Annotated in this window: 17 protein-coding genes; 7 read left to right on the plus strand and 10 right to left on the minus strand. The window is 57.1% G+C overall.

Features of this window, described 5'->3' with window-relative positions; translation table 11 throughout:
• The first annotated feature begins 278 nt into the window (after positions 1 to 278).
• The gene (locus GM154_RS04820; RefSeq protein ID WP_074822429.1) at positions 279 to 1,769 is read left to right on the plus strand and encodes an NCS1 family nucleobase:cation symporter-1; all 1,491 of its coding nucleotides are present in this window, start codon (positions 279 to 281) and stop codon (positions 1,767 to 1,769) included.
• A gap of 9 nt (positions 1,770 to 1,778) precedes the next feature.
• Here the strand turns inward: GM154_RS04820 and GM154_RS04825 are convergent, their stop codons facing one another.
• Positions 1,779 to 2,261 (minus strand): metallophosphoesterase family protein, encoded by a 483-nt coding sequence (locus GM154_RS04825; RefSeq protein WP_010795569.1) that lies wholly within the window; start codon positions 2,259 to 2,261, stop codon positions 1,779 to 1,781.
• Positions 2,262 to 2,369: 108 nt separating this feature from the next.
• On the minus strand, positions 2,370 to 3,746 hold the full coding sequence (locus tag GM154_RS04830) for a nucleobase:cation symporter-2 family protein (RefSeq protein WP_010795568.1): 1,377 nt from the start codon (positions 3,744 to 3,746) through the stop codon (positions 2,370 to 2,372).
• 317 nt (positions 3,747 to 4,063) lie between these two features.
• Between GM154_RS04830 and GM154_RS04835 the strand changes: the two genes are divergently transcribed.
• A complete protein-coding gene (locus tag GM154_RS04835; RefSeq protein WP_010795566.1) occupies positions 4,064 to 4,678 on the plus strand; it encodes a DedA family protein in 615 nt (204 codons plus the stop codon).
• A 29-nt stretch (positions 4,679 to 4,707) separates the two neighbouring features.
• Here GM154_RS04835 and GM154_RS04840 read toward each other — a convergent pair whose 3' ends face one another.
• The 6 genes from GM154_RS04840 to osmE all read right to left on the minus strand — a co-directional run bounded on the left by GM154_RS04840 (position 4,708) and on the right by osmE (position 12,998).
• A complete protein-coding gene (locus GM154_RS04840; RefSeq protein WP_219651149.1) occupies positions 4,708 to 5,277 on the minus strand; it encodes a hypothetical protein in 570 nt (189 codons plus the stop codon).
• A 64-nt stretch (positions 5,278 to 5,341) separates the two neighbouring features.
• Complete coding sequence (locus GM154_RS04845; protein WP_258019729.1) at positions 5,342 to 8,014, minus strand: EAL domain-containing protein; 2,673 nt, start codon at positions 8,012 to 8,014, stop codon at positions 5,342 to 5,344.
• Positions 8,015 to 8,356: 342 nt separating this feature from the next.
• Positions 8,357 to 10,195, minus strand: a complete 1,839-nt coding sequence (ilvD, locus tag GM154_RS04850; RefSeq protein WP_125887418.1) for a dihydroxy-acid dehydratase — start codon at positions 10,193 to 10,195, stop codon at positions 8,357 to 8,359.
• A 350-nt stretch (positions 10,196 to 10,545) separates the two neighbouring features.
• Positions 10,546 to 11,832 carry a GDSL-type esterase/lipase family protein gene (locus GM154_RS04855; protein ID WP_219651151.1) on the minus strand — a complete coding sequence of 429 codons (1,287 nt, stop codon included), beginning with the start codon at positions 11,830 to 11,832 and terminating at the stop codon, positions 10,546 to 10,548.
• 13 nt (positions 11,833 to 11,845) lie between these two features.
• Positions 11,846 to 12,595 carry a Mut7-C ubiquitin/RNAse domain-containing protein gene (locus GM154_RS04860; RefSeq protein WP_219651152.1) on the minus strand — a complete coding sequence of 250 codons (750 nt, stop codon included), beginning with the start codon at positions 12,593 to 12,595 and terminating at the stop codon, positions 11,846 to 11,848.
• Between the two features lie 70 nt (positions 12,596 to 12,665).
• Positions 12,666 to 12,998, minus strand: coding sequence for an osmotically-inducible lipoprotein OsmE (osmE, locus tag GM154_RS04865; RefSeq protein ID WP_074822447.1), 333 nt, complete (start codon positions 12,996 to 12,998; stop codon positions 12,666 to 12,668).
• Between the two features lie 183 nt (positions 12,999 to 13,181).
• Here osmE and GM154_RS04870 point away from each other — a divergent pair, with 183 nt between their 5' ends.
• From GM154_RS04870 to GM154_RS04880, 3 genes are all read left to right on the plus strand, one after another.
• Positions 13,182 to 14,066 carry a triacylglycerol lipase gene (locus tag GM154_RS04870; protein WP_219651153.1) on the plus strand — a complete coding sequence of 295 codons (885 nt, stop codon included), beginning with the start codon at positions 13,182 to 13,184 and terminating at the stop codon, positions 14,064 to 14,066.
• Between the two features lie 318 nt (positions 14,067 to 14,384).
• Positions 14,385 to 15,596, plus strand: a complete 1,212-nt coding sequence (locus GM154_RS04875) for an N-acetylmuramoyl-L-alanine amidase (protein ID WP_010795557.1) — start codon at positions 14,385 to 14,387, stop codon at positions 15,594 to 15,596.
• A 71-nt stretch (positions 15,597 to 15,667) separates the two neighbouring features.
• Positions 15,668 to 15,955 (plus strand): PAAR domain-containing protein, encoded by a 288-nt coding sequence (locus tag GM154_RS04880; RefSeq protein ID WP_328296304.1) that lies wholly within the window; start codon positions 15,668 to 15,670, stop codon positions 15,953 to 15,955.
• Positions 15,956 to 15,964: 9 nt separating this feature from the next.
• Here the strand turns inward: GM154_RS04880 and GM154_RS04885 are convergent, their stop codons facing one another.
• Entirely contained in the window at positions 15,965 to 16,420 is a 456-nt protein-coding gene (locus tag GM154_RS04885; RefSeq protein WP_219651154.1) for a GyrI-like domain-containing protein, read from the minus strand.
• Positions 16,421 to 16,539: 119 nt separating this feature from the next.
• Entirely contained in the window at positions 16,540 to 17,805 is a 1,266-nt protein-coding gene (locus GM154_RS04890) for an Hsp70 family protein (protein WP_074822461.1), read from the minus strand.
• Positions 17,806 to 17,934: 129 nt separating this feature from the next.
• On the opposite strand from GM154_RS04890, the gene GM154_RS04895 reads away from it, so the two are divergent.
• Together GM154_RS04895 and GM154_RS04900 are read left to right on the plus strand one after the other, a co-directional pair.
• Positions 17,935 to 18,705: a CPBP family intramembrane glutamic endopeptidase gene (locus GM154_RS04895; RefSeq protein WP_219651155.1), complete on the plus strand. Its 771-nt coding sequence runs from the start codon at positions 17,935 to 17,937 to the stop codon at positions 18,703 to 18,705.
• Between the two features lie 78 nt (positions 18,706 to 18,783).
• A complete protein-coding gene (locus GM154_RS04900; RefSeq protein ID WP_219651156.1) occupies positions 18,784 to 19,689 on the plus strand; it encodes an AEC family transporter in 906 nt (301 codons plus the stop codon).
• Positions 19,690 to 19,711 lie beyond the last annotated feature (22 nt).

Genomic DNA, 19,711 nt, shown 5'->3' on the forward strand with positions numbered 1-19,711 from the left:
GTTGGTTGCTTTTGCAACGCTTGCAAGCGATCACACTGCCTTTTTTCTGCACCAGTTTGATTCCTGACAACGCTGTTAGGACGCTTCGCTTCGGTGATCAGCTGCCATTGCCTTGCTAGGCAAACCAATATTCCAGGTGTGATATCAAGGACTTAGCGCAAGGCCCGCTCCCCTGACTGTTTTCGATCACGGTTCCGGCACGCTTATTGAGAGAAAGGGCGATCAGCCTGCTAGCAGGACCTACTCACCCCTATGAGAGAAAACAGGGAGAGCATGCCATGCCATACAACAGATCCGAAGTGATTGTGCGCGATGGTCTTCATGAGCTTCATGCCGGCCCGGATGTTCTGGACAGCCCACGTTATAACCACGACATGGCGCCTACTCAGGTAGCGGAGCGTTCCTGGAATAAGTGGCATATCGCAGCGCTGTGGGTGGGCATGGCCATCTGCGTACCCACGTACACCCTGGGTGGCGTACTGACGGCTTACTTTGGATTATCAGTGGGCGAGGCGCTGGCTACCATTCTGCTGGCCAACCTGATCGTGCTGATTCCCCTGACATTGAATGCATTTCCAGGCACCAAGTACGGGATTCCTTTTCCGGTCCTCCTGCGCAGCTCCTTTGGTATTCTGGGCTCGAACGTGCCCTGCCTGATTCGAGCAGTCGTGGCCTGCGGTTGGTTTGGCATCCAGACGATGTTTGGCGGTTTGGCGATTCACCTGTTTCTCGGGTCACTTTTCGAGGGCTGGAAGGCCTTGGGCAGTACGGGTGAGGTCATTGGCTTCATGGTGTTCTGGACGGCCAATCTTTGGGTGGTCATTCGAGGCGCCGAGTCGATCAAGTGGCTGGAGACCTTGTCTGCACCGCTCCTGTTACTTGTCGGGGTCGGTCTTCTGATGTGGGCGATGCCCCATGTGTCGATGACGGAGCTCCTGTCCCAGCCAGCCAAACGACCGGAAGGCGAGGGGGTGACCAAGTATTTTCTGGCAGGCCTGACTGCCATGGTGGGTTTCTGGGCGACTCTCTCGCTGAACATTCCAGACTTCAGTCGCTATGCCAGAAGCCAGAAGGATCAGATCATAGGGCAGGTAATTGGCCTGCCGGTCACCATGTTCCTGTTTGCCTCCCTGGGCGTGGTAATGACGGCCGCTTCGGCGGCCCTGGTGGGCGAGACGGTGTCTGATCCGGTTTCGCTTATCGGTCATATCCAGAGCCCTGTTTGGGTCGCCTTGGCCATGGCCTTGATCGTAGTTGCGACGCTGTCGACCAATACAGCTGCCAATATCGTTTCGCCCACGAATGATTTCCAGAATCTTGCGCCCCGGCTCATCAATCGGACCCGAGCCGTATTGATAACTGGGTTGGTGGGCCTGGCGCTGATGGCCCATGAACTGCTCAAGAAACTAGGCTGGATTGTCTCGGATGTCAGCTTGGAGAGCGTGTATTCGAACTGGCTGCTGGGGTACTCCAGTCTTCTGGGGCCCATCGCCGGCATCATGGTGGTGGACTATTTCATCGTGAAAAAGCAGCAGCTTGATCTGGCCGGGTTATACCGTGACGACTATTACCCAGCCTACAACGTGGCGGGTTTCGTTGCGTTCGGTATTCCTGTCGTGCTGACGCTCATGGCGTTGACAACGGGTGTCATGACCTGGTTTTACGATTACGGCTGGTTTACCGGTTCGGCACTTGGTGGGGTGATCTACTTTGCCTGTGCCGGGCAGCGTCATCGCAGCCCGGCGCCGCTGGCCAGACCTTCGCTGTGAAGGCCCTGACTAGACTTCCAGGGTAATGAGTTCGGCGTTGACCTCAGTACCCTGTATGGTCAGGCGTCCCAGAGAGACAGGCAGCTTGAAGCGGCGAGGGCCAGGGCTGCCTGGGTTGAAGTAGAGTACGCCCTCGCGCTCCTCCCGTTTTGGCTTATGTGAATGCCCGCAGATTACGACGCGAATACCTTCGGCCGCCGGATCAATCACCAGATCCTGGAGGATGTGGATCACGTAGAGGTCGACCTCGCCAAAACGAAGCGTAGCTGTTTCAGGTAGGGTCTGGGCCCAGTCGTCCGTGTCGTTATTGCCGCGGACGACGGTAAGGGGAGCTATTTCCCGAAGTCGCTCAAGGATTTCGGGCTTGCCGATATCACCGGCATGGATGATATGGTCGCTCCCTTCAAGTGCACTCAATGCGCCGGGACGCAGGAGATTGTGCGTATCGGCGATAACGCCAATGCGAAAAATCGGATGGTTGGAGGCAGGCATGGTTCTCCCGTACACAGGCTGGGTCTGTATAACCTTTGACCGATAAAGTGTGTAAGGGTTGAATGAGTGTGATCGACGCCCAGTACAGGCGTCGATCACAAGCGCCCTTTATTCCTGTGCTATGTCTGTGGTGCTGTCTGGCAGGAACCAGTTCATGATCAGAGCGCAAAGCCCTCCTGTGGCCACACCTGAATTCAGCACATCACGTAGCGCTGCTGGCATGTGGGCGAGAAACTCAGGGACCTGGGACACACCCAGACCCAGTGCCAGGGAAACGGCAATAATCAACAGGGCACGGCGGTCCAACTGAATGCCGGCCAGAATGTTGATCCCCGAAGCTGCAACGGCGCCAAACATCACCAGTGCGGCGCCACCCAATACTGGCTCTGGTACGGCCTGAATAATGCCAGCAACTGCTGGAAACAGGCCGAGCAGAACGAGAAAGACGGCAATCCACAGCCCGACGTGGCGGCTGGCGATACCCGTCAGTTGGATTACGCCGTTGTTTTGCGCAAAGATTGAGCTGGGAAAGCTGTTGAACAGTCCGGCCAGCAAGGAATTGGCTCCATTGACCAGTACACCGCCCTTGATCCGAGCCATCCAGACCGGACCCTCTACCGGCTGGCGGGACACTTTACTGGTTGCGGTCACGTCACCGATGGCTTCCAGGGAGGTGACGAGATAGATCACCAGCATGGGAACGAACAGTGCCCAGGAAAAACCCAGCCCAAAATGCAGGGGAACCGGCACTTGGAACAGAGGAGCTTCATGCATGCCGGTAAAGTCCAGACGTCCTAGATAGGCCGCCAGGCCGTAGCCGACCAGGAGCGCAATGACGATGGCCGCGCTACGTACCCATACCACGCGAACGCGGTTGAGCACGACGATGATTGCCAGCACCACACCGGACAGCAGCAGATTCTCGCCGTTGGCAAAGGTACCCTGGCTCATGGCTGAGAAGCCGCCGCCCATACTGATGAGTCCGACCTTGATCAAGGTAAGACCGATCATCAGCACCACGATGCCGGTTACCAGCGGAGTAATCAGGCGCTTAACGAAAGGCAGTATTCGGGAAATACCCATTTCGACGAAAGAGCCTGCCATGACCACGCCAAAAATGGCAGCCATTACGGCTTCGACCGGCGTACCTTGCTTAACCATCAGCGCGCCGCCAGCGATCAAGGGGCCGACAAAGTTGAAGCTGGTACCCTGAACGATTAGTAGCCCTGCCCCGAACGGGCCGAAACGGCGACACTGGATGAACGTGGCAATGCCTGAAATCACCAGGGACATGGACACGATCAGGTTGGTATCCCGTGGTGAGACACCCAGTGCCTGGCAGATTAGAAGGCCTGGAGTGACGATAGGCACGATGATCGCCAGCAGATGCTGCAACGCAGCGAGCAGAGCGATAGGCAGGCGAGGCCGATCGTCGAGACCGTAGACCAGTTCATGGCGGGAGGGAGAGGCGTCCGGCTGGCTCATGTAGCGGTTCCGCAAAAGGCGGCAAGTGTACTGTTCCGGTGCTGCGCCGCACAGTCTTCATCCCATAAAAGAGACGGGCGATAGGACAGGCTGCTGCCATGCGCCTTGGGCATGGCGTTAACGTTCAGTAATAAAGACGAAAGTCCCACGGCCTAACTTTACCAGTATCCAGGGTCTTAGGCCTTGTTCTGATGGCAGGCGCTTGGCATTCACTACTCCAATCCCGCCGGGCTTCATGGCAAGCACTTCAGCAGTCATGCCATGCAGATCCAGCAGCCAGGTTGCCCATACCTTCTTCTTTTACCGAGGGCTTTTGCGTGTTTGACGCGATTACAGGGTTGATTCAACAGGGGGGTTACCTGGGCATTCTTTTGCTCATGTTTCTGGAAAACGTGTTTCCGCCTATTCCATCGGAGGTCATTATGCCGCTGGCAGGGTTTCTAGCGGCGAGAGGGGAGCTGAATTTCATCGGCGTGGTGCTGGCGGGAACGCTGGGGTCCTTTCTGGGCGCGCTACCGTGGTATTACGCTGGTGCGGTATGGGGAGAGGCGCGCATGCGCAAGCTGGCGCAGCGTTACGGGCGCTGGCTGACTCTTTCGGCCAAGGACGTCAGTGAGGCCTCTCTCTGGTTCAGGTCGCATGGCAGTAAGGCTGTCTTCTTTGGCCGCCTGGTACCGGCAATCCGTACCCTGATTTCTGTACCGGCCGGTATTGCCCATATGCCGTTTCGTCGCTTCGCCGGATATACCCTGGCGGGTTCTCTGATCTGGACAACGGTGCTGACACTGGCGGGTTACCTGCTGAATGCCGAATACGAGCGTGTCGCGACGCTTTTGGATCCGGCCTCCAAAATAGTTCTGGCAGTGATTGTGCTTGTTTACCTGTATCGCCTGCTTAAAACCAACAGCCGGGAAGACTGCCGGGAAGGCTAGACGGGTTGGAATAGCGCCAAGGATGAGTCCTAGCGCTGATCCAGCAGACGCCTGCGCTCGGCTTTCTGTGCTTCTACCTGCGCCTTTTTCTGCTCGATCGCGGCGCGTCCACGCTCTGTTACGCTGGGGCGCGGTGCGGGCTCGGGGGCTGGCTGGGGCGTTGGTGGGGTTGGCCTGGGATAATGATGCCAGGGCGGACGGTGTCCACCATAATCGTAATAGGGCTCTGGATAGGGATAGTAGCGGTCCTGCCGGATCGGTGGCGGGACATCATAGTCATCATCGTCGAGATCGTAGTAACGATCAGCGTCTGATGGTGTACGAGTGCTTGACTGAGACGTCTCGTCTCGAGGCTTGATGCTGGGCTTTTCCACTACCGGTGGTGGCGTCGGGTCGGCCATACGGGTGACCGGGCCACTGCCTCTTGGTGGAGGGTTATCAACTTCGATACGGTCGGCCAGGGATTGATCAGATGGGCAATGGCCTTGTGTAAACGTGATCTGGCCTGCCTTGTCGACGCATTTGAGTATGGTGTCTGCCTGGGTATGGGTGACGCCGCCCAAGCTTGAGACCGCAACCGCCAGAATTGCCCACTTCATAGCAATCCCCTCTAACGTACCTGCATGCCACTCTAGCACCTTGCAGGTCGGGTCATCTAAACGGTTACTGAAGAAAACCGTGAAGGTTAGACCAGGGAGTGCTGCGCTCTGACAGAAAATCGAACAAGCCTTCCAGAGGCAGTGGCTCGGCCAGAAAATACCCCTGCGCCTCGTCGCAACTCGCGCGCTTGAGCAGTTCGAGCGTCTCTTCGTCTTCCACACCTTCCGCCACGACAACAAGGTTCAAGGCATGGGCCATGTCGGTAATGGCCTTGATGAACACGTAGCGGTCCAACCCTTCGGCGGGATGGGTAATAAGCGTGCGGTCGAGTTTGACGGTATCAATAGGAAAACGCCTAAGATAGGACAGGCCGGAGTAGCGGGTTCCCAGGTCGTCTACTGCCAGTTTGACACCCAAAGCTTTCAGCGCTCTGAGCGCCTGATTGGAGGCGTCCATGTCTTCAATGAAAGCCCCCTCGGTCAACTCGAGTTCCAGGTGACAGGGTCTCAGTTTGGTCGTGTGCAGAATCGCTTCTATCCTGTCCTTCAAATGTGGTGACTTGAGCTGGTGGGGTGACAGGTTCACGGACAGTTCCAGCGACTGCCCAAGTCGACTGGACAGGTCGTGAATGTCCTGACAGGCCTTTTGCAGAACCCACAGTCCCAGCTCGTCTATCATGCCAATCTCTTCGGCAATCGGAATGAAATCCACAGGCGAAATCCAACCCCGCTCCGGGTGATGCCAGCGGATCAAGACCTCAACGCCCTGGGGAGTGCCCTCAGGCAGCCGAATACGCGGCTGGTAGTAAAGCGAAAACTGATTCTGCTCCAAGGCGTGGTACAACGCCGTTTCCAGCACCATGCGGTTTTTGGCTTCGACACTCATTTCTTCTGAGAAGATGCGGCAACAATGGCCTCCTGCCGCCTTGGCACGATACATCGCAATATCTGCATGCTGGACCAGTTGTTCCTTGGTATGGCCGTGCTCAGGGTAGAGTCCTATCCCTACCGACGCACCGGAAAAAACACGGCTGCCATTGATTTCGATCGGAGCCGCAACCGCTCGGATGATGGCGTCAGCCACCGCTTGAACGGAGATTTCACCTTCCGGGGTGTGGGCGACCACGACAAACTCATCGCCACCCAGGCGCGCCACCAGATCACCCTGAGGTACCGCTGCCCTCAATCGCTGCGCCACTTCGCGCAGCATTGTGTCGCCGGCATCATGTCCCATCGAGTCGTTGACCTGCTTGAAGCGGTCCAGGTCGATCAGCATGATGGCAAGGCAGCTGTTAAGCGGCGTGAAATTGATCAGAGCCTGCAAGTGCTCGTTCAGGTACGCCCGATTGGGCAGTCCTGTCAGCATGTCATGGTTGGCCAGCTGGTGCAGGCGACTTTCGGCCAGCTTCTGCTCGGTGACATCCGTATAGCTGCCTGCCCATTCGATAAGCTGACCTTCCGTATCAAGAATGGGAACGGCATAACCACTGACATGGCGATATTGACCATCGGCCCGGCGCAGCCGGTACTGGGCATATACCGGCTGGCGGTCTTGCAGCATTTTGGCTCCCAGCGCAGCGGTGGGCTCCTGATCGTCCGGGTGAACCACGTTCATCCAGCCAAACCCCTGCATTTCCTCCTGAGTTTGGCCGGTAAAGGCACACCAGTCCGGCTGAGGAGAAACAATTTCCAGGGTAGGCGAAGCCGTCCACACGATGGCACCTGTAGCATTTACCAGTGAGCGAAAGCGCTGCTCGCTGGCTTGAAGCGCCAACTCTGCCGCTTTGCGCTCCGTGGTTTCCCGGTCGCGCTCGATAACCAGCGCCGCAGTATTGACCAGCAGGCGCATGGACTCCTGCTCCGAATCGCTCGGCTCGCGCGCCTCCCTGCAATAATAGGCCAGGGTGCCCAATATTCTTCCAGAGGATGACAGGATCGGGTGAGACCAGCAGGCGCGGAAACCATAACCAAGCACCACAGACTTGGCTTCAACCCAGCGCGGATCGTTTTCTATATCGCTGACGATAGTCGAGGTGCCGGTATACGCGGCCGCTCCACAGGAGCCGGCGAGGGGGCCAATGGGTATGCGTTCTACGGCCTGATTGAACGATTGGGGGAGCGAGGGGGCCGAGCCAAAGCGCAGGTGCAGGCCATCGGTGTCCATGAGCATGACCGATGCCCAGATGTTGCCACCTGCCTGCTCTTCCGCAGAGCGGGTCAGGGTATCGAGAATCTGCTTGAGCGGGGCTCCCGCGACGGCCTGTGCCAGTGCCTGCTGCTGACCGTTGGCCAGGGCCTCGGTGCGTTTCAGATCACTGATATCTGACGCAATGCCCCGTAGCCGGAGGCTGTCAACGTCGCTTAGCACCTTGCCTTTGACGCTGATCCAGCGAGTGCGGCCGTCTGATAGCAGCAACCTGCAGTCGAAATGCCAATGCTCGGCACGTTTCGCTGCCGTTTCGATGACGCGGCGTACACGCCTCTGGTCATCCGTGTGGATACGCTCGAAAAACTCCTCGAGCGCCCATGTGTCCGGCTGTATGGACGTACCGAAATCCGGTCCGTTTCTTAATAGACAGGTCAGCGTTCCGCTAGCGACATCCAGTTCCCATTCACCCAGATCCGCTACATCGAGCGCGAACTGCAGGCGTGCCTCAAGTTCTGCAGCGGAGGAGGAAGGCGAGGGGGCGGTGTTGACATCCTTTTTTACCCTGGGCTCGGCATTGGTGTCCGGCATATCGTTCACTCGAAGTTTCCAACTATCGATTGATCTGCCACGTCTTGCGGGCGCGGCACAGCAGCGGTGCGTCTAAAACAGGACTCTATAGAAAGCGTAGTCGCTCTGGGCAATGGCTCAATTCATAATCATCCATGAAATACGAGGGTAACGATTTACCATGCTGTCGGAGGGCTATCATCGAGCAGAAAAGGAGACGTTCTACAGGCGACGCCATCTTGCCTGAAACAGGCTTTTTGCCAAGAGTAAGAGAGTCCCAACCAGACCAGTGGAGAGGCTGCGCTTTTGTGGAACAGACACAAAAACGCCGCCCGAAGGCGGCGTGCTCAACACGATCCCAGATCAGTCTTCCAGCATCGCCTTGTTACGGACGGCACCCTTGTCGGCACTGGTGGCCAAGAGGGCATACGCCTTGAGCGCTGTGCTCACGCGGCGCGCACGTGGCGTGGCAGGCTTCCAACCCTTTTTGTCCTGTTCGATGCGGCGGTGAGACAACTCCTCATCGCTAACCAGTAGGTTGATGCTGCGATTGGGGATATCGATCAGAACCTTGTCGCCGTCTTTCACCAAGCCGATCGCACCACCAGCCGCCGCTTCTGGCGAAGCATGGCCGATGGAAAGTCCTGACGTGCCGCCCGAGAAACGGCCGTCGGTGAGCAGGGCGCACTGCTTGCCCAGTCCCTTGGACTTCAGGTAGCTGGTGGGGTAGAGCATTTCCTGCATGCCCGGGCCGCCCTTGGGACCTTCGTAGCGGATGATAACGATATCGCCGGCTTTCACTTCGTCGTTCAGGATGCCCTTCACCGCGGCATCCTGACTTTCGAAAATCTTTGCCGAGCCTTCGAAAACATGGATGGATTCATCCACGCCCGCCGTTTTCACCACGCAACCGTCCAGCGCGATATTGCCGTATAGCACGGCAAGACCGCCTTCCTGAGAGTAGGCATGCTCGACGCTACGGATGCAGCCTTCGGCGCGGTCGTCATCCAGGGTGTCCCAGCGAGTCGCCTGACTGAAGGCTTCCTGCGTGGGGATACCGGCCGGACCTGCGCGGAAAAAGGTCTTGACCGCTTCGTCCTGAGTAAGCGTGATGTCCCACTTCTCGATGGCTTCGCCCAGGGTTCTGCTGTGCACGGTTGGCAGATCCGTATTGAGCAAACCGCCGCGAGCCAGTGCACCCAAAATGCTCATGATCCCGCCGGCACGGTGAACATCTTCCATATGGTATTTCTGGATGTTCGGCGCCACCTTGCACAGCTGGGGTACTTTACGGGACAGGGCGTCAATAGCGCGCAGATCAAAGTCGACCTCGGCTTCCTGAGCCGCCGCCAGGAGGTGGAGGATGGTATTCGTGGAGCCACCCATCGCGATATCCAGCGTCATTGCGTTTTCAAAGGCCTTGTAAGACGCAATGTTTCGTGGCAGTACAGAGGCATCGTTCTCCTGATAGTAGCGCTTGCACAGCTCGACCGCCGTACGGCCGGCTTGCAGGAATAGCTCCTTGCGGTCGGCATGGGTTGCCAGCAGCGAGCCATTACCCGGCAGTGCCAGGCCCAGGGCCTCGGTCAGACAGTTCATGGAGTTGGCCGTAAACATGCCGGAGCAAGAGCCGCAGGTTGGGCAAGCGCTGCGCTCATACTCGGCTACTTTTTCATCAGAGGCGGTGCTATCCGCGGCGATGACCATAGCGTCGACCAAATCCAGGCCGTGGCTGGCCAGCTTGGTCTTGCCGGCTTCCATGGGGCCGCCGGAGACGAATACGACCGGAATGTTCAGGCGCAGGGCCGCCATCAGCATGCCGGGGGTGATCTTGTCGCAGTTGGAAATGCATACCAGCGCGTCGGCGCAGTGAGCATTGACCATGTACTCCACGGCATCAGCGATGATCTCACGAGACGGCAGGGAATAGAGCATGCCATCGTGGCCCATGGCGATGCCGTCATCCACAGCGATAGTGTTGAATTCCTTTGCAACGCCACCGGCTTTTTCTATCTCGCGGGCGACCAGCTGGCCCAGGTCCTTTAGGTGAACATGACCTGGCACGAACTGGGTAAAGGAGTTGGCTATCGCAATGATCGGCTTCTTGAAGTCTTCGTCCTTCATGCCGGTGGCACGCCAAAGTGCGCGGGCACCAGCCATATTGCGGCCGTGGGTGGAGGTTTTCGAGCGGTAATCAGGCATGGAGGCTGCTCTCCGGGGCGGCTTTGCTTATCACGGTAATCTGTTCAAACACTGCGGCGTATCCACCGTATAGCTGTAAAGGTAGCAGTGGAGGCTTAGGGCACGCGAGCATTGAATAGGCTCAGGGCTATCGTGAGCGCGGATGGAGCGCAAAGCAAACGGAAGTGGACCGAGTGCCGTACTCTGGGCCGGTCGGATAGCGCGGGATCTCCGCGTGACTGGCTTGGGCTCACAGACCCGCCGGGGATAATGGCGAGGGAATCTCCCGATTCTACTCCGCATTTGTTCAAAGAGGAAAGCGCACGACAAAGGGTATGTCTTGGCTTGCGCTTTCACGGTTCAAGAAGGCGTCATTTGTTTGCGTGCAGCCCAAAGATCTTTGGATCAATAGCATTTGCCATCGCCACATAACCTGCCCGGTTTGGATGCAGTCCATCGCCAGGGCCGCCTGCGCTGCTGGGAATGAACTCTGCACGCAGGCCGCCCGTAGTGGGATCGAGCGTGGCCGCATCAAAGTCAATGATCGAGTCAAACAGACCGCTTTCCTTTATGAAGCGATTAAGTGCCATACGTTTCTGATCCTGCTCCTGAAAGGCCGGGTCTGCAGGATTGGCCGCCAGGCTGCTGGTCAGGGTCGCGCCGTGAAGGCGTACACCGGGCAACGCTTTGCGCATACGTTCAATCGCATTGCGCATGGCTGTCTCGACGACCTCGACGGACGCACCAGTACCCGGTGAAAAATCATTGATACCTTCCATCCAGATAACGTCTGTTACACCAGAAAGGCTTAATACATCCCGTTCCAGACGATCCATGATAGATGGACCGCCACCGTAGCCTTGCCCGGTGCTTTCATTCAGAGGGCCTGCGACCTCGTTGCCAGAAATGCCAGCGTTCACTACCGAGTAGTGTCCCGGTGCCAACTGGGCGAGGCGACGATTCAGGATGTCTGGCCAGCTGTCATATCCATTGGGTGTTGAGCCGGTACCGTCGGTAATGGAATCGCCCAAGGCTACGATGACTCGCGCAACGTCTGGTGCCTGGATATCAACCGCGTCGAGCAGGAACGTCGAGGTCGTAGTAAAGGGCCAGGCGCTTTCCTGCTCCTCGGCGGCGTGGTCGGTGCCGCGAACACTGAAATAGGAGGTTGCGAGCGCTGCAGCATGCCAGCTCAGCGGGCCGCTGTTCCCAGCGAAATGAAAGCTTACCGCCAGGGTGTGGGAAGGTGCTTTAGGTAGCGGGACCGGATCCGTCCAGCGAGTCTCACCAGGTTGAAGCTGAATTTCGCTCTGGCCGTCAAAGCTGACCGGGCGATTACTGCCCGGTACCAGAGCTGCACCCCCTAAAGGTTGCCCGATATAGACACTGCGCAAGGTAATGGGCCTGCTGCCAAAGGTATTCGAGAATCGCAGGCGTGCCTGGCTTCCCCATACACTAGGCCGAATGATCTGCCGGATACTTTGATCCTGAGCCCCACTAGCCGAAACAATACCTTCCAGCTTTGGCTGGGCGATGGGCGAACCGTTGGGGTAGGCTGCCTGCAAGGGGGCTGTCCAGGCTGTTTTCCAATCATCGGCATGTCCGGGCTTGGACGCGAGTGCAAACAGGCCGGCAGCCAGAAGGGTTAACAGGCGCATGAGGATTCCTTGATCAGGTATCGAACGTTGGATTAAGCAGGCTTTTCAGCTGGGCTTGCAGGTTCTCCCAGTGGGTGCCTTCCCAATAGACACGATCACAGCCCGAGCATTTCAAAAAATAATCATGACGCTCCCGCACGAGTGGCGGCAGGCTATCGAGGACGACACTCTTATCGACGGAATGAAGGGTATCGTTACAGACCAGGCACCGGCTGAAGGGCGCAGCATGGTCAGCCAGGTTGTAGCGCTCGAATACTTCGCGCAGCTGTGCCTCAGGCTTGTTTGATCGGACGTAGCAGCCGTAGACAATCTGGCTTCGCTTGAGCAGTTCGCGGTCCCGGGTCAGGACAATATAAGGTTCTCGCGCACAGTAATTGGCAATTTCATTGTCATGAATGGCCGGATAATACAGCGTATCGAATCCAGCCAGTCGTAACAGCCGCGCTAGCGCGCCCATATGGGCATCGGCAATGAAGCGAAACGCCGTTAGCCGATCGCGCAAGGGGACAGCATCTTCTACTTCTAGCCGATAAAAGGGCGGGTAGACTGCTATCCGATCATCCTGTTGTATCAGATAGTCAAACCCTACGGATTTACCATTGACCAGAATGAACTCGACTTCTGGATGCGGAACGCCCAATGCCTCGATCATGTGTTTGACGGTGGAATTCGGGTGGCAGCCAAGCGTAAAGCTGCGTTGGCGGCGAGCTGGAGGCAAAAAGTTATTGAGGCGTGCGTAGAAACGAAATGTCGTGCTGTTCATGCATGCAATCCGGTCGTATCAGATATGACACGACCGGAAGCGGTCGTTACCGAAAGCGTAGAGCGGCTAATCAATAATGATCGGCCGATTCGCATGTTTCGAAACCTTTGCTATCGACGCGACCTGCGCTGTCAAAGCCTACCGAATACACCTGCTCTTTGCCGTCTCTGTTGAGTACGTAGTTATTGCAGGAGCCTGGTTTGACCTTGCGTGTGTATTGGGTGGATGGGGTACCACCAATCTGCAGCACCTGCTCTTTGGTCATGCCTGTCTTCACGTCGCGAACCAGTGGTTGTTCACGGTATTCAATACGATCCTTGGCCGTATCGACGTTTTCCTTGACGGAGCTACAACCAGCGGCCACGGCAGCGAGAGCAACAACGGCGAGTGTCTTCTTGTACATATGATTCTCCTATAAGGTCGTTGATGACCGGTCATTTCTTTGAGCATGCCGTTGCCCAGAAATTCACTGAATTCGTGATGTTCAACGAAACGGTCTCAAATAAAGAGGCGTACCCTAGAAAGAAATAACCGTGATCGTTGAAGTCCAACGGTTGACTGGTTAGAGGGCAAACCTGGGAGTGGTATGAGCGAGCATCAAAACCTGACCCGCTATCCGCTAGTGTTGGTCCATGGTCTGCTGGGGTTTGTGGAAATTGCAGGCTATCCATACTGGTATGGCATCGTTTCGGCGTTGGAGTCCATGGGGGGCAAAGTCTATCCGGTACGGCTTTCCGGTGCTCATAGCAACGAGGTGCGGGGGGAACAGCTGCTTGCGCTTATCGAGGATATCGTGCGCGACAGCAAGGCCGAGCGGGTCAATCTGATCGGTCACAGTCAGGGTGCCCTGACCGCGCGCTACGCAGCCGCCATTCGTCCTGAGCGGGTTGCGTCAGTCACCTCTGTAGCAGGTCCCAATCATGGGTCGGAGCTGGCCGATATGCTCCAGTTTTCCATGCGTACTAGTAGCCTGAAGGCGCATCTAGCTGCCGAGTATGTTCAATGCATGGCCAAGTTCATGGCCTTTCTGGATCGCAGTAATGGTTATCCCCAGAGCGCGATTGCCAGTCATGAGTCACTTACTACCGAAGGCGTGGCAGCATTCAACGATAAATACCCGCAAGGACTTCCCGCTACCTGGGGCGGTGAAGGTGCTCCTGTCGTCAATGACGTCCGTTATTACTCCTGGTCCGGCATTCTGGTGCCGGAGCTGACGGACCGAGGTGCCAATCGGCTCGACCCTACCCATAGCATGTGTGTACGCCTGTCTCGTTGCTTCGAGCTGGAAGCAGATCAAAACGATGGATTCGTTGGGCGATTCAGTTCACATTTGGGGAAAGTCATCCGCTCCGATTATCCGCTTGATCACCTCGATATCATCAATCAACTGGCCGGTGCGATAGGGCATGGCGTCAATCCGGTAGCGCTCTACACCGACCATGCGCTTCGCCTGAAAGCCGACGGACTTTGACAGCGCACGGCCAAATGTCGTGCAGACTCAACAGCTTGCCGATCTGAACTCGTTATTCAAGCTGGCACTCGAAATGCCGGTTGGTCAGCACACTGATTCCTCCTACTGCTCAAGAAGAGTCCTGTCTGCCGTTTACGCGCTGAAATGACCCCTTGTCGGCTTGTCGGTCTATCTATAGATGACATTAAAAAAAGTGCCTATCCTTCCGATTTAAAAGGAAGAAATACTGATTTGGACGTCGTGCGCGCTATCTAAACATGCGCCGCATTGGTATCGTTATAATATTTCAAAATATTACTTGCTACGTCAGAGGGTCGCATGAATCGCCGCCGCTTGCTCAACCTGCTCCTGGCCAGCCTGACACTACCCGCTGCTTTTCCAGTGCTGGCGCTTCCTCAGCGTCTGACCAGCGCACGCGCCTGGTTGGATTCAGATAAATTTCGCCTGGTTTTCGATCTGAGCGGCCCTGTCCGATTCAAGACGTTCAGACTTAGTGCGCCTGACCGGATCATCCTGGATCTAGCCAATACGCAACAGGTAGCCGCACTCAACAATGTGCCGCTCAAGAATACCCCGGTGCGCTCCATTCGAAGTGCCCCGTTCGGCTCATCCGATACCCGTGTCGTCCTCGAACTTTCCCAGCCGGTTACCCTGGATAGCTTCCTGCTCGGGCCTGCCGAGAATGCAGGGCATCGTCTGGTGCTGGATCTCAAGCCTGCCCAGGTACCGAGCATCCCTGTACCGGAGCCTGAGGCAATGCTCGCATCTGCCCCCGTCGTGACAAGGGCTGGCAAAGGCCGTGACATTATTGTGGTCGTCGATGCCGGTCACGGTGGCAAGGACCCAGGCGCGCTGAGCCAACGCGGGGACCGCGAGAAGGATGTCGCCTTGATCATTGCGCAAAATCTTGCGCGCATGATCAATCAGCAGAAGGGCTACAAGGCCAAGCTGGTACGTAACGATGACTTCTTCGTTCCGCTGCGCAAGCGTGTGGATGTTGCGCGCAAGTACAACGCAGACATGTTCATCTCCGTGCATGCCGATGCTGCGCCGCGCCGCACGGCTTCAGGAGCTTCGGTATATGCCCTGTCCGAACATGGGGCGACCTCGACAACGGCACGCTGGCTGGCCAACAAGGAAAACGATGTCGACCTGATTGGTGCCAATGAGATCCTGAAAAACAAGGATCCGGTCCTGGCAGGCGTACTGCTGGATATGTCCATGAATGCCACGATCTCGTCGAGTCTCGATCTGGGAGACCGTGTCCTGAACAGCCTATCCAATGTCACAGGTCTGCATCTGAAACGCGTCGAGCAAGCCGGTTTTGCCGTGCTCAAGTCGCCGGATATACCGTCGATTCTAGTGGAAACCGGCTTCATGTCGAATGATCGAGACAGCCAGAAGCTTCTGAATCCACGTCATCAGAAGGCGTTAGCGCAATCCATTTTTGGCGGTATCCATCATTATTTCAGTGAGCGTCCGCCGACAGGAACCTACCTGTCCAGTATCAAGGAACAGGCCACCGGCTAAGAAAAAGACGCTTGGGTTTCTGTGCATGGGCACGGTATTTTTTCTTGATCCGCGGTAAAGTGTGCGCTTTCATGTCCACAAGGAAAGCGCACATGGCCAACCCCGCTGCTCGTCTCTCCGACGTCAACGCCTGCCCCATGACGGGCCACGGCCCCAACCCGACCGTGACTGGCTCCCCCGACGTTCTGATCAACTCCCTACCTGCCTTGCGTGTCGGTGACTCCAGCGCTTGCGGTGATACCGTGGCGGTAGGAAGTGCTACCGTATTCGTCAATGGCCAGCCGCTGGCTTACCTGGGCAGCGCAACCGCCCATGGTGGCGTGATCATCACAGGCTCCGGTGATGTTCTGACAGGCTGATCGGAAGGCCTAGTAGATCGGGATGTACAGGTTTACTTCAGAGGCTGGGTTATCCGGCCCCTTGAAGTGCTCGTCGTATCGCTCGAAGCTGACAGCTTTCTTCGGTTCCAGACCACGTTCAGGCAGGACACGGGCATACAGATACTCGTAGGTATCTGGGAGCGTGTCTGTCGTTCCGATGTGGGTGAACTGCAGATATTTCTGCGCAGGCACCGTGTAAAGGAGCATGCCTTCCGATACGGGTGTGTTCTCGTCGACCTTTATACCGGCCAGATAGCGCAGCACACCGGGGGGTGGACTGAGTGTCAGACCGAACCACTGTTGCGGGGCGCTAGGCAATTGCAGCTCGGCTAGCCGATGCGTAACGTCATGCCAGAGCTGTGCAATGCCGCCGCCCTGGCCATTGCCCGTGTACTCCAGGCCCATGACGGTAAACGCTGGAAGCTCGGTGATACTGAGCGGCATGGTGGTCTCCTTGTAGATAGAGGCGTCTCGCCCGGACAGGCCCATGAGGAATATTTCCAGTTGAGCCTGTTTCGATTGGTCGAGTTCAACTGCCTTGATAGGTCAGGTTGCTGTATGGCCTAGCCGTAGCGCTTGAAGGCCTCGATGGCAAGACCGCTACCGATGCTGCCGAACTGATCGCCTTCTGCCTTGCGTGCCTGGGGCAGCAATTGGTCAATGCTGTGGCGCAGCGCCGGAATACCACTCGAGCCGCCGGTATAAAAGACCGTATTGATCTGCTCATGGGAAACGCCTGCCGAGGCCAGCAGTTGATTGACGCTTGCCTGAATACGCGCCAGTAGCTGAGCGATCGACTCCTCGAACAATGGGCGGGTCAGTTCAGCAGACAAGTCCTTCTCGATATGCGACAGGTCCAGACTCAACCGATCGGCATGGGTCAGTTCTATCTTGCTGTTTTCCACCTGAATCGCGAGCCAATGCCCGGCGCGCTGCTCGATCAGCTTGAACAGGCGATCCATCCCGGCCGTGTCCTGAGCGTCGTAGCGCATGTCCTTAAGGGCAAGCTGTGCCTTCTGACTGTATACGGTATTGATGGTGTGCCAGGTCGCCAGGTTGATGAAGTGGCTGGTAGGCATCAGTGCCTGGCTTTTCATCAGGCTGCCATAGCCGAAAAGCGGCATGACGCCCTGCAGGCTAAGCTGCTTGTCAAAGTCGGTACCACCGATGTGTACCCCGCCGGTGGCGAGAATATCCGATTGGCGATCCGCCAGCTGCCGGCGCTCGGGTGACAAACGTACCAGGGAAAAGTCGGACGTACCGCCGCCAATGTCGACGATCAGCACCAGCTCTTCCTGATTCAGTGTTCGCTCGTAGTCGAATGCTGCCGCGATGGGCTCGAATTGAAAGGAAATGTCCTTAAAGCCTAGCTTTTGCGCTACGGCAACCAGGGTGTCCTGGGCTTCGCGGTCGGCGGTTTCATCATCGTCCACAAAGTAGACAGGGCGGCCCAACACGACACTGTCGAACTCACGTCCGGCCGTGGCTTCGGCGCGGCTTTTCAGCGTGCCGAGAAACAGGCCAAGCAGGTCCTTGAAGGGCAGGGCGCTGCCTAGGATGCTGGTTTCGCTCTTGAGCAGTTTGGAGCCGAGCAGGCTCTTGAGCGAGCGCATGAGGCGGCCTTCATAGCCTTCCAGGTATTCATGAAGCGCCAGACGGCCGTAGACGGGACGGCGCTCTTCCACATTGAAGAAAATGACTGAGGGAAGCGTCACCTTGCCGTCTTCTAAAGGTATGAGGATATCCGAGTCGGGGCGCAGCCAGCCGACAGTGGAGTTCGACGTGCCAAAGTCGATACCGCAGGCACGTGCGGGTAAAGCGATAGTCATGGTGCTGGTCCATCCAGAAGCAGCCGCACAGTTTATCGCGACTTGCCGGACCTGTCCGCTCGGTCAGGCAAAAGGCTCGGTTAGCATGCTGCACGATGTTACGTTGTCACCTTCTGTTTGGGAGTAGCCATGCCGTTTCATCTACAAGTGTTGCTTCCCGGACTTTTGCTGGCGCTGGGCTATGGGCTGGGCGACATTGACGAAGCGGGGTTGTTGGCCGGAGTACTTTATGTCGGCTGGGTGCTGAGCGAGGAGCGGTTGCCGTCCTGGCTATGGTGGTTTGGGGCATTGGCGTCCAGTGTTGCGCTCGCCATTCATGTCGCGCCGGGATTCTCTCCTCATGTGCTCGGCGGGCCGCTGCAATACAGCCCGGACGCCGGGCCAGTGTGGCTAAGGTTAAGCTGGGATAAGGCACTGGTGGGAGTGACGCTACTGGCCTGGTGGCTTGGCAAGGCGGTTCCGTACGATACGCGGCGTATGCTGCAGGTCAGGCCATGCGTGCTGATTGCTGTCGGTACCCTTGCCGTAGTGCCTGCCCTAGCGTTAGGAATGAGATTAGTGGCCTTCCAGCCCAAATGGCCAGCACTGTTCTGGACCTGGTTTTCTCTTAATCTGGGCGTTGCGGTACTGGCGGAGGAGCTGCTGTTTCGAGCCCTGCTGCAGCGCGGGTTGATTGATCGGTTTGGGTTCTGGGCAGGTCTGTTGGTAACGGCAGTCTTGTTTGGCATGGCGCACTGGCCATTCAGTGCCGGTTTTGCCTTGGTCGCTGCCGTGGCGGCTCTGGGGTACGGTGCGATATTCGAGCGGAGTGGACGGCGACTGAGTATGGCCGTGGCCTTGCATTTGGCTGTCAATGTGCTGCATGTTCTGCTGCTCAGCTATCCGCTGCGATTGTCCTAGCTTGCATCGGTAGGCATGTTCATGGCGTCTGAATCCTCAGTCCGGCGTCCCGATGGTTAAGGCAAGGAGTAGACGTACATGGTGGTTGTCCTCGCAATCATGCCCGTATTCGGACTGATTGTGCTGGGTTATGTATTAGGGTGGCGGCAGTGGTTGACGCCAGAGTCCATGGGTGGGCTGACCCAACTGGCGTTCAAGGTGTTCATGCCGGCTGTGCTGTTCACGGGAATTGCCAAGGCAGATTTGCGCCATGGTTTGTCACCTTTACTGCTGCTCGGATATTTCGGCCCGGTCCTGCTGGTGTTTCTACTGGTCAATCTATTTGTGCATTGGCGCCGGCGTGAGCCTACGGCGTTCGGGTTGACGGCCAGTTATTCGAACAATGTCCTGATCGGTATTCCTCTGGTCGTCAATTTGATGGGGGAGGAAAATCTCGTCTATGTGTTCGCCATTCTGGCGCTGCATAGCCTGACGTTGTTTGCCATGCAGAGCTTTTATACGGCCTTTGGCGGCACGGAAAAGGTTAGCATCCCAGAGCTGCTGATGAGTCTGGCAAACCCATTGATCATCGGGCTTTTGCTGGGAGCTGCCGTGAATGTATCAGGGCTAACTTTGCCGGGCCCGATATGGCAAATCGCGACCTGGCTGGCACAAGCCGGTCTGCCTTGCGCCTTGATTGTGCTGGGCGTGAACCTTTCACGCTACCGGCTAAGGCCGAGCCTTTCCGTTGTCGGGTTGACGGCAATAAAGCTGCTGGTCTTTCCCTTCGTGGTCTGGACGGTATGCCTGTGGCTGCCGGGCTTGAGCGGTGCAGCACGAAGTGTGCTGATGCTGATGGCCGCCTGCCCGAGCGGGGTAAACGTGTTGGCATTTGCCCGGACGCCTGAGGAAAACCGTGTCGTCAGCTCAACGGTGTTTCTTTCAACCGTTCTGGCTGTCGTAACCGTGCCGTTGTGGATGGCACTGGTCGGACTGAATCGGTGACTGGCCGTCCGGTAAAAATCGG

Source organism: Pseudomonas sp. MAG002Y, assembly GCF_019400845.1.
Lineage (GTDB): Bacteria > Pseudomonadota > Gammaproteobacteria > Pseudomonadales > Pseudomonadaceae > Chryseomonas > Chryseomonas luteola.